This is a genomic window from Streptomyces sp. NPDC090499, from assembly GCF_044769305.1.
Lineage (GTDB): Bacteria > Actinomycetota > Actinomycetes > Streptomycetales > Streptomycetaceae > Streptomyces.
In genome coordinates, this window is the sequence record NZ_JBIVXP010000025.1 from 58743 (window position 1) to 75004 (window position 16262).

13 protein-coding genes are annotated in these 16262 nt (G+C 74.4%); 8 read left to right on the plus strand and 5 right to left on the minus strand.

Annotation, left to right across the window (positions count from 1 at the left end; all coding sequences use genetic code 11):
• Window positions 1–87: 87 nt before the first annotated feature.
• Both ACIQVL_RS46225 and ACIQVL_RS46230 read right to left on the minus strand, forming a co-directional pair.
• Window positions 88–1047, minus strand: a complete 960-nt coding sequence (locus tag ACIQVL_RS46225) for a helix-turn-helix domain-containing protein (protein ID WP_403478561.1) — start codon at window positions 1045–1047, stop codon at window positions 88–90.
• A gap of 136 nt (window positions 1048–1183) precedes the next feature.
• A complete protein-coding gene (locus ACIQVL_RS46230; RefSeq protein WP_403478562.1) occupies window positions 1184–2065 on the minus strand; it encodes a LysR substrate-binding domain-containing protein in 882 nt (293 codons plus the stop codon).
• Between the two features lie 78 nt (window positions 2066–2143).
• Between ACIQVL_RS46230 and ACIQVL_RS46235 the strand changes: the two genes are divergently transcribed.
• The 3 genes from ACIQVL_RS46235 to ACIQVL_RS46245 are packed head-to-tail and all read left to right on the plus strand — an operon-like array spanning window position 2144 to window position 4681.
• A complete protein-coding gene (locus tag ACIQVL_RS46235) occupies window positions 2144–3331 on the plus strand; it encodes a thiolase family protein (RefSeq protein WP_403436146.1) in 1188 nt (395 codons plus the stop codon).
• A gap of 37 nt (window positions 3332–3368) precedes the next feature.
• Window positions 3369–4064 carry a 3-oxoacid CoA-transferase subunit A gene (locus ACIQVL_RS46240; RefSeq protein ID WP_403436144.1) on the plus strand — a complete coding sequence of 232 codons (696 nt, stop codon included), beginning with the start codon at window positions 3369–3371 and terminating at the stop codon, window positions 4062–4064.
• Entirely contained in the window at window positions 4064–4681 is a 618-nt protein-coding gene (locus ACIQVL_RS46245) for a 3-oxoacid CoA-transferase subunit B (RefSeq protein ID WP_403436142.1), read from the plus strand. Before ACIQVL_RS46240 ends, ACIQVL_RS46245 begins: the two co-directional genes overlap by 1 nt.
• A gap of 9 nt (window positions 4682–4690) precedes the next feature.
• Here ACIQVL_RS46245 and ACIQVL_RS46250 read toward each other — a convergent pair whose 3' ends face one another.
• Window positions 4691–4852, minus strand: coding sequence for a hypothetical protein (locus tag ACIQVL_RS46250; RefSeq protein WP_403478563.1), 162 nt, complete (start codon window positions 4850–4852; stop codon window positions 4691–4693).
• A gap of 203 nt (window positions 4853–5055) precedes the next feature.
• Here ACIQVL_RS46250 and ACIQVL_RS46255 point away from each other — a divergent pair, with 203 nt between their 5' ends.
• Window positions 5056–5751, plus strand: a complete 696-nt coding sequence (locus tag ACIQVL_RS46255) for an HAD family hydrolase (protein ID WP_403478564.1) — start codon at window positions 5056–5058, stop codon at window positions 5749–5751.
• A 276-nt stretch (window positions 5752–6027) separates the two neighbouring features.
• The gene (locus ACIQVL_RS46260; protein ID WP_403436132.1) at window positions 6028–7509 is read left to right on the plus strand and encodes an MFS transporter; all 1482 of its coding nucleotides are present in this window, start codon (window positions 6028–6030) and stop codon (window positions 7507–7509) included.
• Between the two features lie 90 nt (window positions 7510–7599).
• Here ACIQVL_RS46260 and ACIQVL_RS46265 read toward each other — a convergent pair whose 3' ends face one another.
• Entirely contained in the window at window positions 7600–8631 is a 1032-nt protein-coding gene (locus tag ACIQVL_RS46265) for a methyltransferase (protein WP_403478565.1), read from the minus strand.
• Between the two features lie 149 nt (window positions 8632–8780).
• On the minus strand, window positions 8781–9563 hold the full coding sequence (locus tag ACIQVL_RS46270) for a LysR family substrate-binding domain-containing protein (RefSeq protein ID WP_403478566.1): 783 nt from the start codon (window positions 9561–9563) through the stop codon (window positions 8781–8783).
• A 154-nt stretch (window positions 9564–9717) separates the two neighbouring features.
• Here ACIQVL_RS46270 and ACIQVL_RS46275 point away from each other — a divergent pair, with 154 nt between their 5' ends.
• The 3 genes from ACIQVL_RS46275 to ACIQVL_RS46285 all read left to right on the plus strand — a co-directional run bounded on the left by ACIQVL_RS46275 (window position 9718) and on the right by ACIQVL_RS46285 (window position 16252).
• Window positions 9718–10110 (plus strand): DUF5997 family protein, encoded by a 393-nt coding sequence (locus tag ACIQVL_RS46275; protein ID WP_403478567.1) that lies wholly within the window; start codon window positions 9718–9720, stop codon window positions 10108–10110.
• Window positions 10111–10451: 341 nt separating this feature from the next.
• Window positions 10452–11306 carry a DUF4132 domain-containing protein gene (locus ACIQVL_RS46280; protein ID WP_403478568.1) on the plus strand — a complete coding sequence of 285 codons (855 nt, stop codon included), beginning with the start codon at window positions 10452–10454 and terminating at the stop codon, window positions 11304–11306.
• Window positions 11303–16252 carry a hypothetical protein gene (locus ACIQVL_RS46285; RefSeq protein ID WP_403478569.1) on the plus strand — a complete coding sequence of 1650 codons (4950 nt, stop codon included), beginning with the start codon at window positions 11303–11305 and terminating at the stop codon, window positions 16250–16252. The genes ACIQVL_RS46280 and ACIQVL_RS46285 overlap by 4 nt, the downstream gene beginning before the upstream one ends.
• Window positions 16253–16262 lie beyond the last annotated feature (10 nt).

Here is a 16262-nt window from a genome sequence, read left to right on the forward strand (position 1 = left end):
TCGGTCCCGTTTCGGGTCTGCCCGGTCGCATCTCGCGGCCCTGCGCGTTCGCTCTCAGGCGCGGCGCGCGGCCGTGCGCGTCGGCTCTCAGGCGCGGCGCGCGGCCGTGCGGCGGACCTCGCCGGCGGTGACGCCGAAGCGGGCGTGGAAGGTCTGCGAGAAGTGCGGGGCCGAGGTGAATCCGCACTGGGCCGCCACCGTCGCCGTGTTCGACACGGCGGCGGCCGGTCCGGTCAGCAGCCCGTGGGCGAGTTCGAGGCGCCGTCCGAGCACGTAGCGCGGAAACGTCGTTCCCACGTCCGCGAAGACGCGGGTGAGCTGCCGGACGCTGATGCCGATCGCGTCGGCGACCTCGGGTGCCGACAGGCGTGGATCACGCAGTCGTTCCTCGATGTGGGCGCAGGCGAGCGCACGGTGGACGACCTGCGGGCGGGTGGCGCCGGCGCTCACGAGCGCGGACACCAGGTCCACGAGCGCCTGCTCGTCGGGGCGCGTCGCGTTCTCCACCCCGACCGCGCGTCCGACGAGGCGGGCGATCGCGCGGCCGTACGGGTTCGTCTCGCCGCCGCGGACGATGAGCGGTTCGCCGGGCGCGGGGGCGCCGGCCGCGCCCGAGAGCAGGTGGCGGTCCACTCGTACCGCCAGCTCCTCCAGCCCGTTCCCGAAGCCCCGGGCGAAGTGACCGTCCGCGTCACAGGCCAGCAGGTCACCGGCGCGGAGGATCTGCCGTCTGCCCGCCTGCTCGAAGACCGAGTCCCCGCGCAGGGACAGGTAGACCGCGACGGAACCCGTGGGCCGGCTTTCGATGAGGTCGGCCGGGCGCTCGACCATGTGTGCCGTGGTGCGCACGCGAGCCAGGTGAACCTGTCCGAGCTGCAGGTTGTCCTCGCGTGCGCGGAAGTCCTCACCCTCTGGTGTGCGGCACTTCAGGGCGATCAGGGCGGCGGCGTTGTGCTCCTCCCAGGCCCGCAGTCGGTCCGCCGACGGCACATGTGCCGTCGAGAACGCGTGCGCCGGGCGGGGCGCTGCTGCGGGAGCCGGGTGCATGGTCCTCAGCGTAGAACCGTCGGGTCGAAGGGGGCGAGGGCCGGTACGGCATCGGGCGACGGCCCGTCACTCGAAGAAGGCGATGAACCGGGCCTCGATGCCGCGTCGCGGGAACCGCAGGTCCGGTCGGCCCGGCTCAGAACATCCTGCGGACGACCTCGACCGTCCGGCGCAGGTGCGGCTCCGTCCGGTCGGACCGGTACGCGACCGACAGGTCGACGGTGGCGGCGGGGCCGACCAGCGGCCGGTAGACGACGCCCGCCAGCGCGAGCGCGGTCACCGGCTCGGGCACGACCGCGACCCCGAGCCCGCCGGCCACCAGGGTGACCAGGGTGGAGGTCTCGCCGACCTCGTGCCGGATGTGCGGATCGATGCCGGCGTCCCGGAGCAGCCCGAGCACCACGCCGTACATGACCGAGCGCCGGTCGGCGGAGTGGACGATGAGGTCGCAGCGTCCCAGATCCGCCACCCGGACCTGCTGCCGCCGCGCCAGCCGGTGGTCGGCGGGCAGCGCGACCACCAGCCGGTCGCGCCGCAGCGCCGTGACCGTGAGCGACAGGTCGGCGACCGGAGGCCGCAGCAGCGCGATGTCGATCCCGCCCGACCGGAGTGCCTCGATCTGGTCGGGCACCAGCAGCTCGCCGCGGAAGGCGAAGTCCACGCCGGGCAGCTCGGTCGCGAGCCGGCGGGACAGCGCGGGAAGCAGGCTGTAGGTCGCCGAGCCGACGCAGCCGATCGCGAGGTGGCCGACCGCCCCCGCCGCGACCCGACGGGCCTCGTGCGCGGCCTCGTCCACGCCGGCGAGGATCGCGCGGGCACGGGCCAGGTAGGCGGCGCCGGCGTCGGTGAGGTCGACCCGGCGCGTGGTGCGGTGCAGGAGCTCGACCCCCAGCTCGGACTCCAGCTGACGGATCGCCTGGGAGAGCGGCGGCTGCGCCATGTGGAGCCGGTCGGCGGCACGGCCGAAGTGCCGCTCCTCGGCGACGGCGACGAAGTACCTGAGGTGACGCAGGTCCACGATTAAGACTTTCGGCATCTCAATTGGGTCGGATATCGATACTTCACCGTATCAAGGACCGTGCTTAGCGTGGTCGGTATGACTGCTTACGTCTATGCCGCCGCCCGCACACCGTTCGGACGGTTCAACGGCGCCCTCGCCGGTGTCCGCCCCGACGACCTCGCGGCGTCCGCGATCAACGGAGTGCTCGCGAAGACTCCCGGTCTCGACCCCGCCGCGATCGGGGAGGTCGTGTGGGGCAACGCCAACCAGGCGGGCGAGGACAACCGCAACGTCGGCCGGATGGCCGCCCTGCTCGCCGGGCTCCCCGTCTCCGTGCCCGCAACGACGGTGAACCGGCTGTGCGGCTCCTCGCTCGACGCCGCCATCATCGGGTCGCGGACCATCGAGGTGGGCGACGCCGACGTCGTCCTGGTCGGCGGGGTGGAGTCGATGACCCGGGCGCCGTGGGTGCTCCCCAAGCCCGACCGGGCGTTCCCCGCCGGCAACGTCACCGCGGTCTCCACCACGCTGGGCTGGCGACTGGTGAACCCCCGGATGCCGGCGGAGTGGACGGTCTCGCTGGGCGAGTGCAACGAGCAGCTGCGGGAGCGGTTCGGCATCCCCCGCGAGCGGCAGGACGAGTTCTCCGTCCGCTCCCACCTGCTGGCCGCCGAGGCCTGGGACAAGGGCTTCTACGACGACCTCGTCACGCCCGTCGCCGGGGTGGACCTCGCCCGCGACGAGGGCATCCGGGCCGGCTCGACCATGGAGAAGCTGGCGGCGCTGAAGCCGTCGTTCCGCGGGGACGGCACGATCACCGCCGGCAACTCGTCGCCGCTCAACGACGGCGCCTCCGCCGTGCTGCTGGGCTCCGAGGCGGCGGCGGACGCCATCGGCGTGGCGCCGCTCGCCAGGATCGCGGGCCGGGGCGCCTCCGCGCTGGAGCCGCAGGCCTTCGGGTTCGCCCCGGTCGAGGCCGCCGAGCGCGCGCTCGCGCGGGCCGGCATCGGCTGGGACCAGGTCGGCGCGGTGGAGCTCAACGAGGCGTTCGCGGTGCAGTCCCTCGCCTGCGTGGACGCCTGGGGCATCGACCCCGGCATCGTGAACACCAAGGGCGGCGCCATCGCGATCGGCCACCCCCTCGGCGCATCCGGCGCCCGCCTCCTCGGCACGCTCACGAAGGTGCTGGCCGAACGGGGCGAGCGGTACGGCGTGGCGGCGATCTGCATCGGGGTCGGCCAGGCGCTGGCCGTCGTGCTGGAGAACGTGGAGGTGGGGCGATGAGCCGCGCCGAGGTGCTGGAGAACAGGGAGGCCGTCCGATGAGCCGGGCCGAGGTGCTGGAGACCGTGGACGCGGCGGTGGCCGGGATCGAGGACGGCAGCACCGTCCTGGTGGGCGGTTTCGGGCTCGCCGGCATGCCCTTCGACCTCGTCGACGGGCTCATCCGGCAGGGCGCGAAGGACCTGACGGTCGTCAGCAACAACGCGGGCAACGGGGAGGTCGGCCTGGCGGCGCTGCTCAAGGCCGGGCGGGTGCGGAAGGTGGTCTGCTCCTTCCCGCGGCAGAGCGACTCCTACGTCTTCGACGAGCTCTACCGCGCCGGAAAGGTCGAGCTGGAGGTCGTCCCGCAGGGCAACCTGGCCGAGCGGCTGCGCGCGGCCGGTGCGGGCATCGGCGCGTTCTACTGCCCGACGGCGGTGGGCACCCCGCTGGCCGAGGGCAAGGAGGTCCGCACCATCGACGGGCGCGAGCACGTGCTGGAGTACCCGATCAAGGGCGACGTCGCCCTCGTCGGCGCCCACCGCGCCGACACGATGGGCAACCTGGTCTACCGCAAAACCGCCCGCAACTTCGGTCCCGTCATGGCCACGGCCGCTGCCCTGACGATCGTCCAGGTCGCCGAGGTCGTGCCGGTCGGCTCCCTCGACCCCGAGGCCGTCGTGACACCGGGTATCTACGTCGACCGGATCGTGCGGGTCGAGCCCCGCCGGTACACCTCCCAGGGAGCCCGCTGATGGCACTCACCCCCGACGAGCTCGCCGCCGTCGTCGCCCGCGACATCCCGGCCGGTTCCTACGTCAATCTCGGCATCGGCCACCCGACCAAGGTCGCCGACCATCTGCCCGAGGGCTCCGGCGTCGTCCTGCACACCGAGAACGGCATGCTCAACATGGGCCGCGCCGCCGTCGGCGACGAGATCGACCCGGACCTGACCAACGCCGGCAAGGTGCCGGTGACGGAGCTGCCGGGCGCGTCGTACTTCCACCACGCCGACTCCTTCGCGATGATGCGCGGCGGCCATCTCGACGTGTGCGTGCTGGGCGCCTACCAGGTCGCCTTCAACGGGGACCTGGCCAACTGGCACACCGGCCGCCCCGACGACATCCCGGCCGTCGGCGGTGCGATGGACCTGGCGATCGGCGCCAAGGACGTCTACGTGATGATGACGCTCTTCGCCAAGAACGGCTCCCCCAAGCTCGTGCCGGCCTGCACCTACCCCCTCACCGGGCGGGCCTGCGTGAGCCGGGTCTACACCGACCACGGGATCTTCGACCTGGCCGGCGGCGAGGTGAGGATCCTCGAGACCTTCGGCACCACCACCGCCGACCTGTCGTCCCGGCTGGGGCTCTAGGGGCTCTGGCTACGGCCGTTCGGCCCGCGCATCGGCACCCGAACCGCCGGGCCACACGCCGTAACGGCCCGGCGAGAGGATGCCGTTGGGGCCGACCGCGTCCTTGATCTTCGGCAGGAACCGGTGGTGGACGCCGTCGTCGAACGACAGCGGTTCCGCCACGTCCTGCATCGGGTCGAGGTGGCGACGGCCGCCGAACGGGCGCGAACGGCGGGGATCGCGATCTGCGGGAGGAGGGCGTTCGCCACGAGGATCTCCTGGATGAAGCCGGACCACCGGTGCGGAGATCGTCGCCGACGGCGCCCGGACCTCCCACGGCGGTGCTGGTGGAGCCCGTCGGCCGGGCCGCCCGCACGGAACGGCATCCTGTTCCCATGAGCGATCTCGGCAACCTCGCGGTCATCTTCGACCTCGACGGAACACTGGTGGACAGCGAGCCGAACTACTACGAGGCGACGCGGCAGATGCTGGCCGGGCACGGCGTCACGGACTTCACCTGGGCGGAGCACGAGAGGTTCGTCGGCATCAGCACGCTGGAGACGGTGACCCTGCTGCGCGACCGCCACGGACTGCGGCCACCGGTGGCCGAGTTGCTCGCGGAGACGAACCGGCACTATCTGGAGCTGGCCCGGACCCGCACGCGCGTGTACCCGGAGATGCGGAAGATCGTGGAACTGCTGGCGGCCGGAGGCGTCCCGACGGCGGTGGCCTCCGGCTCCTCCCCCGAGGCGATCGAGGCGGTCCTGGCCGGCACGGGACTGGACACCTCGCTGCGCACGACCGTCTCGGCCGACGAGGTGGCGCACGGCAAGCCCGCCCCCGACGTGTTCCTGGAGGCGGCCCGCCGTCTCGGGGCCGCCCCGGCCCAGTGCGTGGTCCTGGAGGACGCGGCGCCGGGCGCGGCGGCGGCGCACGCCGCCGGGATGCGCTGCATCGCGATCCCGTACGTCGCCGCGCAGTCCGACGCCCCCGAGTTCGCCACGGCCGACGTGCTGCTGCGCGGCGGACAGGCGGAGTTCACCGCCCGCTCGGCCTACGACCTGCTGGCTCGGCGGGCCCGGTCCCGGTGACGGCCCGGCCGGTCAACCGCGCCGCTCAGCCGGCCGAGCGGAGACCGCATCGACGGCATCGACGTCGGCGTCGGAGTCCGTCGGTACAGGCCCGGCCCTGTTCCACCAGCCTGTCGGTCCGGTCGGCCGCAACCCGGCCGTCGTACGCGCCCTGGCACGGGAGGCGGCGGGCTGAGTCGGCGCGGGCGAGCGGGCTGCCACCCGGAAGGAGCAGTTCGGCCATCCGTTCGCTCCGCCGGTCGTGCGATGCCCGGAATGCCTGCATAGCGTGGCCACATGACCACGACCTGCTCAAAGCCGCAGCAGCCGGCCACCGACAACCGGCGGTGGAAGGCGCTCGGGGTCTGTCTCGCAGCCGGCTTCATCTCGCTGCTCGACACCTCGATCGTCAACGTGGCGCTGCCCTCGATGGAGCGCGGACTGGGCGCCACGGAGGCCGCCCAGTCCTGGGTGGTCTCCGGGTACGCGCTGACCTTCGGGCTGGCGCTCGTCCCGGCGGGCCGGCTCGGTGACATGCGCGGACGGCGCCAGGCCTTCCTGATCGGGCTCGCCGTGTTCACGGTGGCCTCGGCGGCCTGCGGGCTCGCGGCGAGTCCCGACCGGCTGGTGGTGTTCCGGCTGATCCAGGGCGCGGCGGCGGGCATGGTCGCGCCGCAGACCTCGGGGCTGATCCAGCAGATGTTCCGGGGCTCCGAACGCGCCAAGGCCTTCGGGCTGCTCGGCAGCGTCATCGGGGTCTCGACGGCGGTCGGCCCGCTGGCCGGCGGTGTGATCATCGACGCCGTGGGCACCGACGACGGCTGGCGCTGGGTGTTCTTCGTCAACCTGCCCATCGGTGTCGCCGCGTTCGCCGCGGGCCTGCGGCTGCTGCCCCGGTATCCGGCGTCGGCGGACCGGCGGGAGCGCTTCGACCCGCTCGGGGTGCTCCTCCTCGGCAGCGGCGTGCTCGCGCTGATGCTGCCGCTGGTGCAGGAGCAGCAGTGGACCGGACGGGACAAGTGGGCGCTGCTGCCGCTGGGCGGGGTGCTGCTCGGCCTGTTCTGGGTGTGGGAGCGGCGCCAGGGCCGGCTCGGACGGGCGCCCCTGCTCGATCTGAACCTGTTCTCGATGCGGTCCTTCACCCTCGGCGCGCTGATCAGCCTGTCCTACTTCGCGGGTTTCACCACGGTCTTCTTCGTCCTCGCCCTCTTCCTGCAGAACGCGGCGGGGTACAGCGCCCTGGCGGCCGGGGTCGCGGTGCTGCCGTTCGCGGTCGCCTCGGCGATCGGTGCCGCCCTGGGCGGCCGGCTGGTGGTGCGCCACGGACGCAAGGTGGTCGTCCTCGGTCTCACCGCGGTGGCGGTGGGGCTGATCGGCATCATCGCGGTGGTGCGGCTGATGCCGATGGAGAGCTTCGGGTGGGCCGCCGCGGTGCCGATGTTCATCGGCGGCATCGGCTCCGGCATCACGGTCTCCCCCAACACCACGCTCACCCTGACCCGGATCCCGGTGCAGCGGGCCGGCGCGGCCGGCGGGGTGCTGCAGACCGGCCAGCGCGTCGGCTCGGCGGCCGGTATCGCGGTGGTGGGCTCGGTGTACTTCGCCCACCTCGCGCACCACGGCCCGGCCTCCGAGGCGCTGCAGCTGGGTCTGCTCACCTCCGTGGGGTTCATCCTGGTGGCGCTGGGCCTGGCGGTGGCCGATCTGGGGGAACGGGCGAAGGAGCCGGAGAAGCCGGAAGCGCAGGGGATGCCGGAGGCCGAGAGCCTGACTCCCTGACCGGGAGGGCGGACCCACGCTGCCTGACCGGGAGGGGGACCCAACCTGCCCGACCGGGAGGGTGGGTCCCCCTGCTTTCCGACGGAACGCTCAGGCCGCCACCGCCTCCACCACCGAGAGCACCGTCGGCGTCGGCACGACCCGCGACAGCTTCAGGCCGGCGGACTCGAACAGGGTCGCGAACTCCGCCTCGGTGCGTTCCCGGCCCACCAGGCACGCCATGAGCAGCAGGTCGAGTGCCTTGGCCTGATGGGGTGCGTTGCCCGGCGGGACCACCGCGTCGACGACCAGGATCCGCCCGCCCGGCGCCAGCGCGGCACGGCAGCGGTCCAGGAGGGTCACGCACCGGTCGTCCTCCCAGTCGTGCGTGATCCGCTTGAGCACGAGGACGTCGCCGTCCGGCACGCGGGTGAAGAAGTCGCCGGACTCCACGGACCAGCGTCCGGCGGTCCCGGGCGTGTCCAGCCGGTGTCCGGCCACCACGTGCGGACGGTCGTACAGGACGCCGTGCAGACCGGGGTGGCGGCCGAGCACGGCCAGCAGCAGTCCGCCGTGGCCGCCGCCGACGTCGACGACCGTCCCGGTGGGCGGGAAGTCGCAGGCGGCGGCGATGGGCCCGTTCTCGGCGTCGGACATCGCGGCCATGCCGCAGTGGAAGACGTCGGCGGTGTCCTCGTCCTGCCCGAAGTAGTCGAAGAACGGCAGCCCGAAGAGGTGCTCGAAGGCGGAGGTCCCCTCGCTGACGCAGCGGCTCAGGTCGGCGACGGGCAGCCACATGCTGCGGTCGGTGTTCATCAGTACGGCCGGTCGCGCCGAACAGGGTGCGTCGGTGCGCAGCGCGTCGCCGAGTGCGGTGAGCCGGAAGCGGCCGCGGGCGTCCTCCTCGAAGACGCCGCGCGTGGCGAGCAGCCGGAGCACGCGGTGGAGGTTGCGCGGGTCCGTGCGGGTGGCCTCGGCCAGCTCGGCCGGGGTGCGCGGTCCGTCGGCCAGGTGGTCGGCCACCCCGACGACCGCGGCGGCGCGCAGGGCGGCCGGGAAGAGGTAGCCGAGCGACTGGTCGACGAGGAACGCGGACGACGCGCGGGGGTCGACGACTTCGTCCGGGGCTGCTTGCGGGCTCACGGGCGCCTCCAGCGGTGGATGTCCGGGATGTCCGCAGGCATCGTGACACTGCGCGGACCCCGGATCACGGAAAGCGATCGGGGCGCGCGGGAGCAGACCGGGAGCGGGTGCGAGGCAGGATGAGGCAGGGTGGGGCCGCCCGGCCGCGGCTACGAGCGGCGGCGGGGCTTGCCGCGCTTCGCGGGCTTGGCGGACTTCGCGCCGGCGGCACGCGCGCGTGCGGTGCGGGCGCCCGGCGTCGCCTTGGCCGCGGCGGCCGGCTTCTGCGAGCGCTTGGCCTTCTCCGGCGCGGCCTGCGCCGTCTTCGAGGCCGGTGCGGTCTGGCGGCCACGGGTGCTGTTGACGGTGCGGCCGCGGACGATGCCGATGAAGTCGTCGACCAGGTCCGTGGTGGCCTCCTCGGGCCAGGACAGGGCGACGGTCGACTCCGGTCCGTCGGTGAGCGGCCGGTAGGTGAGGTCCCGGCGGTGGTACAGGCGGGCCAGGGACTGCGGGACGACCAGGAGACCGACCCCGGCGGCGACCAGTTCCACCGCGTCCTCGGTGGTCGCGGGGCGCTCGAAGGCCGGCTCGCCGGGCGGGGCGTCCCAGTCGAAGACGTCGTCGAGGGGGTGGCAGAGGACCTCGTCGGCGAGGTCGGCGACGGTGACCTCCTCGGCCGCCGTGATCACGTGGTCCCGGGGCACGACGACCACCGTGGTCTCGGTGTAGAGGGGGATCGCGCTGAAGAACGTACGGTCGACCGGGAGCCGTACGAGACCTGCATCCGCGTCGCCCGCGCGCAGCACGGCGGACGCCTCGGCGGCGGACACCTGGAGGAGGGTGAGGGGGGTGCCGGGCCGGCGCTCGTGCCAGATCCGAACCCACTTGGCGGGCGTCACGCCGGGGACGTACGCGAGCCGGAACGACGGTGTTTCCTCCGAGCCTGTCACCAGCCCAGGTTAACCGGCCGCGGCCGGCCGCCCGGCACCGGCCACGGACAGTTCCCGGCAGCGACCGCGGCGGGCTGCCCTCCGGCGGCGGTCCAAGGGCCGGCGCCCTCGGCCGTGGTCGGGGCCCGCGCGCCCGGCCGATACCCTTGACCTCATGAGTTCGCACCAGACCGCCCAGACGATGAAGCCCGCGACCGCGGCCAAGAAGCTGGGCGTGTACCTGCCCGCCACACCGGCCGCCTTCCAGGAGGGCGTCGTCTCGCGCGCCGAGCTGACCGAGCTCCAGGCGAATCCGTCCGAGTGGCTGCGCGAGCTGCAGGCCAACGGGCCGCACCCGCGTCCGGTGGTCGCGGCCAAGCTGGGCGTTTCCATCGCGGGGCTGGCGCGCGGCGGGGTGACGGAACCGCTCACCACCGAGCAGATCGAGGAGCTCAAGCGCGAGCTGCCCGAGTGGCTGGCCAAGGAGCGCGCCACGCAGGCCGAGGTCCGCAAGGAGAGCGTGCGGCTGAAGAACCTGAAGCGGGAGAAGGAGTCGGGGCAGGGCTGAGGCCACTCCCGCCGCGACTCTCCACGGCCCCGGTCCAGGCACCTCCGCCTGCACCGGGGCCGTTGCCGTACCGACCGCGCCCGTGCACCGGTCCAGCGGTCCCCGGCCCGGCGGTCCCCCCGTCCCGCCGTGCAGCCACCCGCCACCCGCCACGGCCTTCCAACTCCCCGCCCCGATCCCCTCAACCGGCCTCCGCCTCCGTCTCGGCGCGCGCCTGCGCGGGCCCCTGCCACCTCCGCTGAGCTGCGGTTTCCCCATTCGGGCACAGCCCGCGACGGGCGTTGTCAGTGGCCTCCCCTACAGTCGCCATCACTTGATCACTGCGGTGCGGGGAGGCACGCATGGGGTGGGTGACGGCCGGGGACTACGAGGTGGCCCTGGACGACGGGAAGGTGGTCTGCCGCAACGCGGCGGGGCGGCGGCTGAAGTCCGTGCCCGCAAAGCTGGCGGACGATCCGGCCGTGCTGGGGCTGCGGCAGCTCGCCGAGTGGCTGGAGCGGCACGAACGGCAGTGCCTGACCGACGTGGAGCGGTGGCTGACCCGCTCGCTTCCGGTGCCGCTCCCCGTCCTTGCGCGGGTCTGGCCGGACCCCGCCTGGCAGGCGGCACTGCGCGACCTGGTGGTCACCGGCGCCGACGGCGAGGTCGCCGGGTTCCTGCGGGACGCCGACGCCGAACGCGGGCTCGGCCTGGTCGACCTCGACGGCGACACCGTGCGCATCGCACCCGAACTGGTCCGGCTGCCGCACCCGGTCCTCCTCGAAGACCTGGAAGAGCTGCGGGAGTTCGCCGTCGAACTCGGCGTCGAGCAGAGGGCCCAGCAGCTCTTCCGCGAGGTCTGGCACCGCCCGGCCGCGCTCGACGCCGAGGGCACCCAGGTCGAGGAGTACGCGGGCGGGGTCTTCAAGGAGCTGCGGTTCCTGCACGGCAGGGCCACGCAGCTGGGGTACCGCGTGCGCGGCGGATACGCGGTGTGCTCGGTGCTGGAGGAGGGCCGCGGGGTCGAGGCCCGGGTCTGGATCGGCGACTACGACAGCTACTTCGAGACCGAGACCGGCCCGCTGGCGTGGACCGATCCCGCGGGCCGCACGCTGAGGCTGGGTCAGGTCGGCCCGGTCGCCTGGTCGGAGGGCATGCGGATGGCGGCGGCGCTGTACGCCGGGCGGGACATCGAGGACGAGGAGCGGGCGGCATGACCACGTACGACGACACCACGGCCGCGCTGCTCGACGCCGGCGCGATCCTGCCCCCCGGCACGAGCGCGCGGGAGGACGCCGACGTCCTGACGGCACGCTCGTACACGCACCCCGCCCTGGACGGGCGGACGGTGGTGCGGCTGGTGCCGGGGACCCTCGGTGAGGCCGAGGACCTGGCCCTGGAGTTCCTCGGGCTGGCCCGGGAGCCGGAGGCACCCGAGGTCGGCCAGGTGCGCCGGGAGACCCTGGGCTTCCCGGCCTGGGCGCTGGTGCACGACCCGGCCAACGGCCATCACGCCCTCGCCCTGGTCAAGGACGTGGAGCGGCTGGCCCGGCAGGCCAAGTCGAAGCCGGGCAACGCGAAGGAAGGCTTCGAGGCGCTCGGCGAGCGGCTGGGCCGCGCGGTCCCGCACTTCCTGCCGACCTACTACGAGCAGGCCGCCCGGATCTTCCTCCAGCACGAGAACACGACCTACGCGGGCGCCTTCTTCGGCAAGGCCCGCGAGGCCGAGCGGGTGCACGCGCTGGCCGTGGACGAGGAACGGCAGCGGGCGGTGTTCCTGGAGTTCGCCTTCGCCGGGGCGCTCACCGTAAAGGCGCTGAAGGAATACGTGAAGGACCTCGCGCGCCGGCTCGAACCGGCCACCGCCTGGGCGCAGTTCCGGCAGCTGACGGTGGAGCGGTGCGCGGCCGGCATGCCGCCGTACGCCTCGCTGCCGCAGGACGCACGCGGGCTGATCAAGGCGGCCGGGCTCGACCGGGTCACCGAGGAGTGCGCACTGGTCGCCGACCTGCTCGCGTCCCCGGCCGCCGTACGAGCGCCCGCCTCTTTCTGGAACGCCTACCGGAGCGTGCTGCCGGTCCTCGCCGAGCGGCGGCCCGCCATCCGGGTACGGCTGCTGGAGATCATGCCGGCCGGTCTCGGCCGGGAGGTGGAGGACGACGAGTTCTGGCTGGCGCTGCTGGCGGAGTGCGGGGCCGACCTGCTGCTCACCGAGGACGGCGGCGGGGAGGTCGACGCGGCGGACTGGCTCGGCCGGTGGGCCCAGCACCGCAAGCACGGGGCGGCGTACTCGCACCGCTCCCCCGTGACGCTGGCGCTGGCCGAGCGGATGGCGCCCCGGCTGCGGGCGGGTGCCCGCCCCGTCGACCTGTTCACCGGACGCTGGCAGGCGGGGGCGGACCTCGATCTGCTGGACCTGTGCGTGGCGGAGGGCATCGCGCTGGCCGTGCCCGACGCGGACACGCAGGTGCATCTGCCGCTGGCCCTCTGGCTGCGCGACAAGCGGCCCGGACAGCGGGACCTGAAGGCCGTGGCCGCCGAGTCCCGTTACCGCACGGTGCTGTTCGAGGCCGTCGAGGGCCTCGGCCGTGGGCAGGGGCCCGCGGTCCTGCCCACGGTGGCCGCGCATCCGGTGCTCGGCGACGTGCTGCGCGAGTGGCTGCAGGAGGCCACCACGGAGTTCGCCGCCACGGCCGGACTGCCCGGCGTCGACGCGGGGCTGGAGCGGCTCCGGCCCTTCCGGGCGGTGGTACAGGAGAGCCCCGGGGCGGTGGGCCGGCTCACCGGGTACGACATCGTCCCCGTTCTCGGCCGTACGCTACGCGCCGGGATCCTGGACGAACTGGGCTGGCCCGCGCTGGACGAGGCGCTGGACCTGCTCGACGCAGAGGTGCGCAACGACCGGGACAGCACGCTGTCGGTGACGGAGGCGTGGCCCGCGCTGATCCTGCTGCGCGGTCACCGGGCGGTCGTCGTCGGCCCCGACGGGATCCTGCTCGACCACGGCCTGCGGCTGCCCGCCGGCCTGGACCGCTGGCAGCGCCCTCGGCTCCGGTACACCGACGGCGAGTTGCTGGTGATGTGGCGGGACGGCGCGAAGCAGCACGGCTACTGGTCGAACCGCCCGGCGGAGGTGTTCCCGCTCGGCGGGGAGCAGATCCCCCACTGGTGGTCCGCCATGGACGCGGCCAACGCCTCGATCCCGCTGCCCGCCGGCGGCCGGGCCACGGGCGGCCGCACCCTGCACGCCGGGGACACCGTCCTGCCGCCGAGCCGCCCGGTCATGGGCGACGGCGCCACGTACTGGCGTCAGGGCAGGCAGGGCCGGCAGTCGCTGTGGCTGGAGTACGACCCGGCGACCGGCGAGCACGGGCGGGCCTCGCTGCCCGCGCTGCTGGCGTCGGCCGTCCGCGAGGACGCCTCGCTGCTGCACGGCTCCTGCGAGGTGCTGCCGCTGCAACCCGGCCTTGAGCACAGCCCGTTCGGCACCGACGGCACGGTCCTCGGGCGCTGGGTGCGCACCGAGGGCGAGGGAGCGGAGGCACGGACGACCGCGGGTACGCCCGACGGGCGGACGGCGACCCTGCGGGCGGCCCGCAACGGCCGGGTGCCGGGGGTGCCGCTGGGAGCCCTGCGGCTGCCCGGCGGGGCCGAGCCGGTCGCCGCCCAGATGTACCAGAGCGTCGCCCTGCACGCGGGCGACGGCACCGAGCTCGGGCGGGTGTCCTTCGGTGAGTCCGGCGGGGCGTACGCGGCCGGTACCCGGCTGGTGCCGCCGGTCGCGTTCTGGCACGCGCTGCGCCCGCGTGACGAACGCGGGTCGGGCGTGCTGCGCGCCCTGACCGACGACTCGGCCGGGGCGCTGATGCGGGCGACGGCGACCGCGCTGGACGAACGGCAGCAGGCGCTCGCCGAGGCCGGGAAGGACGAACGGGCCAGGGCCGCGGTGCCGAGTACGGACGAGGCCGCCGTGACCGCGTTGGCACGGACGCTGCCCGCGCTGACCGACCGGCGGCTGCTGACCGGTGTCGCCTCCCTGGTCCTCGCCGCGCTGCGGATCGCCGAGGCGGCCGCGTCCCTGGCCAGGCCCGCGCAGGAGCGGCCGCGGCAGCCCCGGCAGCGGACCGAGGGCATGTTCGCCGACTACTCCCCGGACCACGGTGGCGACCGGACACTGCACGACGCCACGGCCGGAGTCGTGTCCCTGCAGAGCGCGTGGCACGGCGGCTGGGCCACGCTCCGTCAGATCCGCGCGGTCAACCACGTGCTGTCCGGCAAGCCCGCCGACGGCAGGCCGCTGCCGGAATCCGAGCGGCTCACCACCATCGGATCGGGCTGGCAGAGCGACGAACACACCATTCCCACCATCGGCGCGGTGTGGCCGCCCGTCCTGGGCGCCCTGCGGCCCCTCGCCTACCGCGCCGCATCGCCCGCCCTCACCGACACACAACGCGAGCCGCTGCTCCTGCTGTTCGAGGCGCTGACCGAGGGGCCGCTCCCCGGGCTCGGGAGCACGCTGCGCGAGGTCGTGCTGAGCGAGCCGCACGACAAGCAGCAGCGGGTGGGCCAGGTGCTCCGCCGGGACGGGCGTACGGTGGTGGTGCTCGGCTGCCAGAGCGTCGACGTCCAGTCCGGGGCGGTCGAGTGGCTGGCGCTGGACCACGACCCGTCCGGGGCGTTCGGTGCCGTCGGGCACTTCACGCTGGTCCGGGAGACGCGGTACACCACCGGGATCCCGACGGACCGGCTGGCCGAACTGACCCGGCTGGTCCGGGAGAGGGGTCCCGCACCCTGGCGGCCCTCGGCCCCGGAGGCGCTGGTCACCGCGACGAACGGCGCCCTCGGCCCCCTCCAGGCCGCCGTGCTGCTGGCCGGGCACCCGCACGCACCCGTCGCCGAGGGGCTCGCCGCCGTCGGTCTGAAGCCCGGACAGCGGGCCTTCGGCGCACAGCTGCTGAACTCCCTGGGCCAGGACGAGCAGCGGGCGCTCCTCGCCGCGCTGCTGCCGGACGACCCCGGCGAGCTGTGGACGACCGGCCCCGACACGGCGGCCGCGGGCCGGCTGTGGGCCGAGCGCCTCGGCACCCTGGTGCGTCTGCCGGAGGACCTGAGCTCCGATCTCGCCGGCGTGGCGGCCGGTCATGCCGAGGCGGTGCTCAACCCCGCGCGCACCCCCTGGCTCGCCCGCACCACGGTGTTCCGGCCGGACAAGGACGGCGACTTCGCACCCGTCGACCCGGCGGCGGTGCCCGGCTCGTACACGCTGGCGGGGGCCGTGGAGAGCCTGGCCGCGCTGGCGTACGTGCTGCCGTACGGGCATCCGCTGCGGGCCGGGCTGCCGGACGGGCTCGGTGCGGTGCGCCGGCGGCTGGCCGATCCCGAGCTGCTGCTCGACCTGGATCTGGAGTGGACCGAGAAGGGCGGCCCGACCTGCGTGCAGCTGCGCAAGGTCTTCGGCCTGCCCGAGACCGGCGGCGGCGACGCGCACGGGCTGACGAGGGCCGGTGACACGCTGGTGCTGCGCCCCTGGTACGCGGACACGGAGCACGTGCTGCTCCGGCCGGGCGCGCTGAACGGGGCCGACGACCCCGTCTTCGGACTGCTGGAAGGGCTGCTCGGTGAGGGGCGTTCGTCCCGGCTGCGGGCCGTCCGCACGCTCCTCGGCGACGATCTCGCCCGTGCCGTCGCGGCCGACGGCCCGGCCGGTCACGCCCAGGACCCCACGGTCTCCGTGCCCGCCCTGGTCACGGAGGCCGCCGAGGCGCGCGGTCTCGGCGCGGATGCCGCGGCGCTCTACCTCCAGTTGCTGGCGCTGCCCGACCCCACCGACCGCAACTGCGCGCGCTGGACCGGCTGGAAGCCCGCCCGGCTCAGGAAGGCGCGCGCCGAACTGGCGGCGACCGGCCTGGTCGTCGAGGCGAAGCGCCCGCGGGCCGGCCGCACCCTCTTCCTGCCCGGCGGCTGGCGCGAACTCAGGACTCCGGCCCTGCCGTCGGAGACCTGGAAGGAAGCCCTCTACCCCGTCTCCGACGGCCACCGGACCCTCCCGCTGGTCCCGGTGCCGGAGCTGTTCGCGCGTGCCTGGGAGCGCGTGCGCACCGGGGACGCCCCCGCGTACGAGCAGCTGACCACCCGGGCCGGCCGCGCAGGCCGCCGCCGATGACCCCGATCCG

Excerpts from the sequence above, each read along its gene's own strand:
- ACIQVL_RS46245 (WP_403436142.1), top strand. The coding sequence starts at position 4,064 with ATGGCACTCACCCCCGACGAGCTCGCCGCCGTCGTCGCCCGCGACATC.
- ACIQVL_RS46225 (WP_403478561.1), bottom strand. The coding sequence starts at position 1,047 with ATGCACCCGGCTCCCGCAGCAGCGCCCCGCCCGGCGCACGCGTTCTCG.
- ACIQVL_RS46235 (WP_403436146.1), top strand. The coding sequence starts at position 2,144 with ATGACTGCTTACGTCTATGCCGCCGCCCGCACACCGTTCGGACGGTTC.
- ACIQVL_RS46280 (WP_403478568.1), top strand. The coding sequence starts at position 10,452 with ATGGGGTGGGTGACGGCCGGGGACTACGAGGTGGCCCTGGACGACGGG.
- ACIQVL_RS46240 (WP_403436144.1), top strand. The coding sequence starts at position 3,369 with ATGAGCCGGGCCGAGGTGCTGGAGACCGTGGACGCGGCGGTGGCCGGG.
- ACIQVL_RS46275 (WP_403478567.1), top strand. The coding sequence starts at position 9,718 with ATGAGTTCGCACCAGACCGCCCAGACGATGAAGCCCGCGACCGCGGCC.
- ACIQVL_RS46260 (WP_403436132.1), top strand. The coding sequence starts at position 6,028 with ATGACCACGACCTGCTCAAAGCCGCAGCAGCCGGCCACCGACAACCGG.
- ACIQVL_RS46285 (WP_403478569.1), top strand. The coding sequence starts at position 11,303 with ATGACCACGTACGACGACACCACGGCCGCGCTGCTCGACGCCGGCGCG.
- ACIQVL_RS46255 (WP_403478564.1), top strand. The coding sequence starts at position 5,056 with ATGAGCGATCTCGGCAACCTCGCGGTCATCTTCGACCTCGACGGAACA.
- ACIQVL_RS46250 (WP_403478563.1), bottom strand. The coding sequence starts at position 4,852 with ATGCAGGACGTGGCGGAACCGCTGTCGTTCGACGACGGCGTCCACCAC.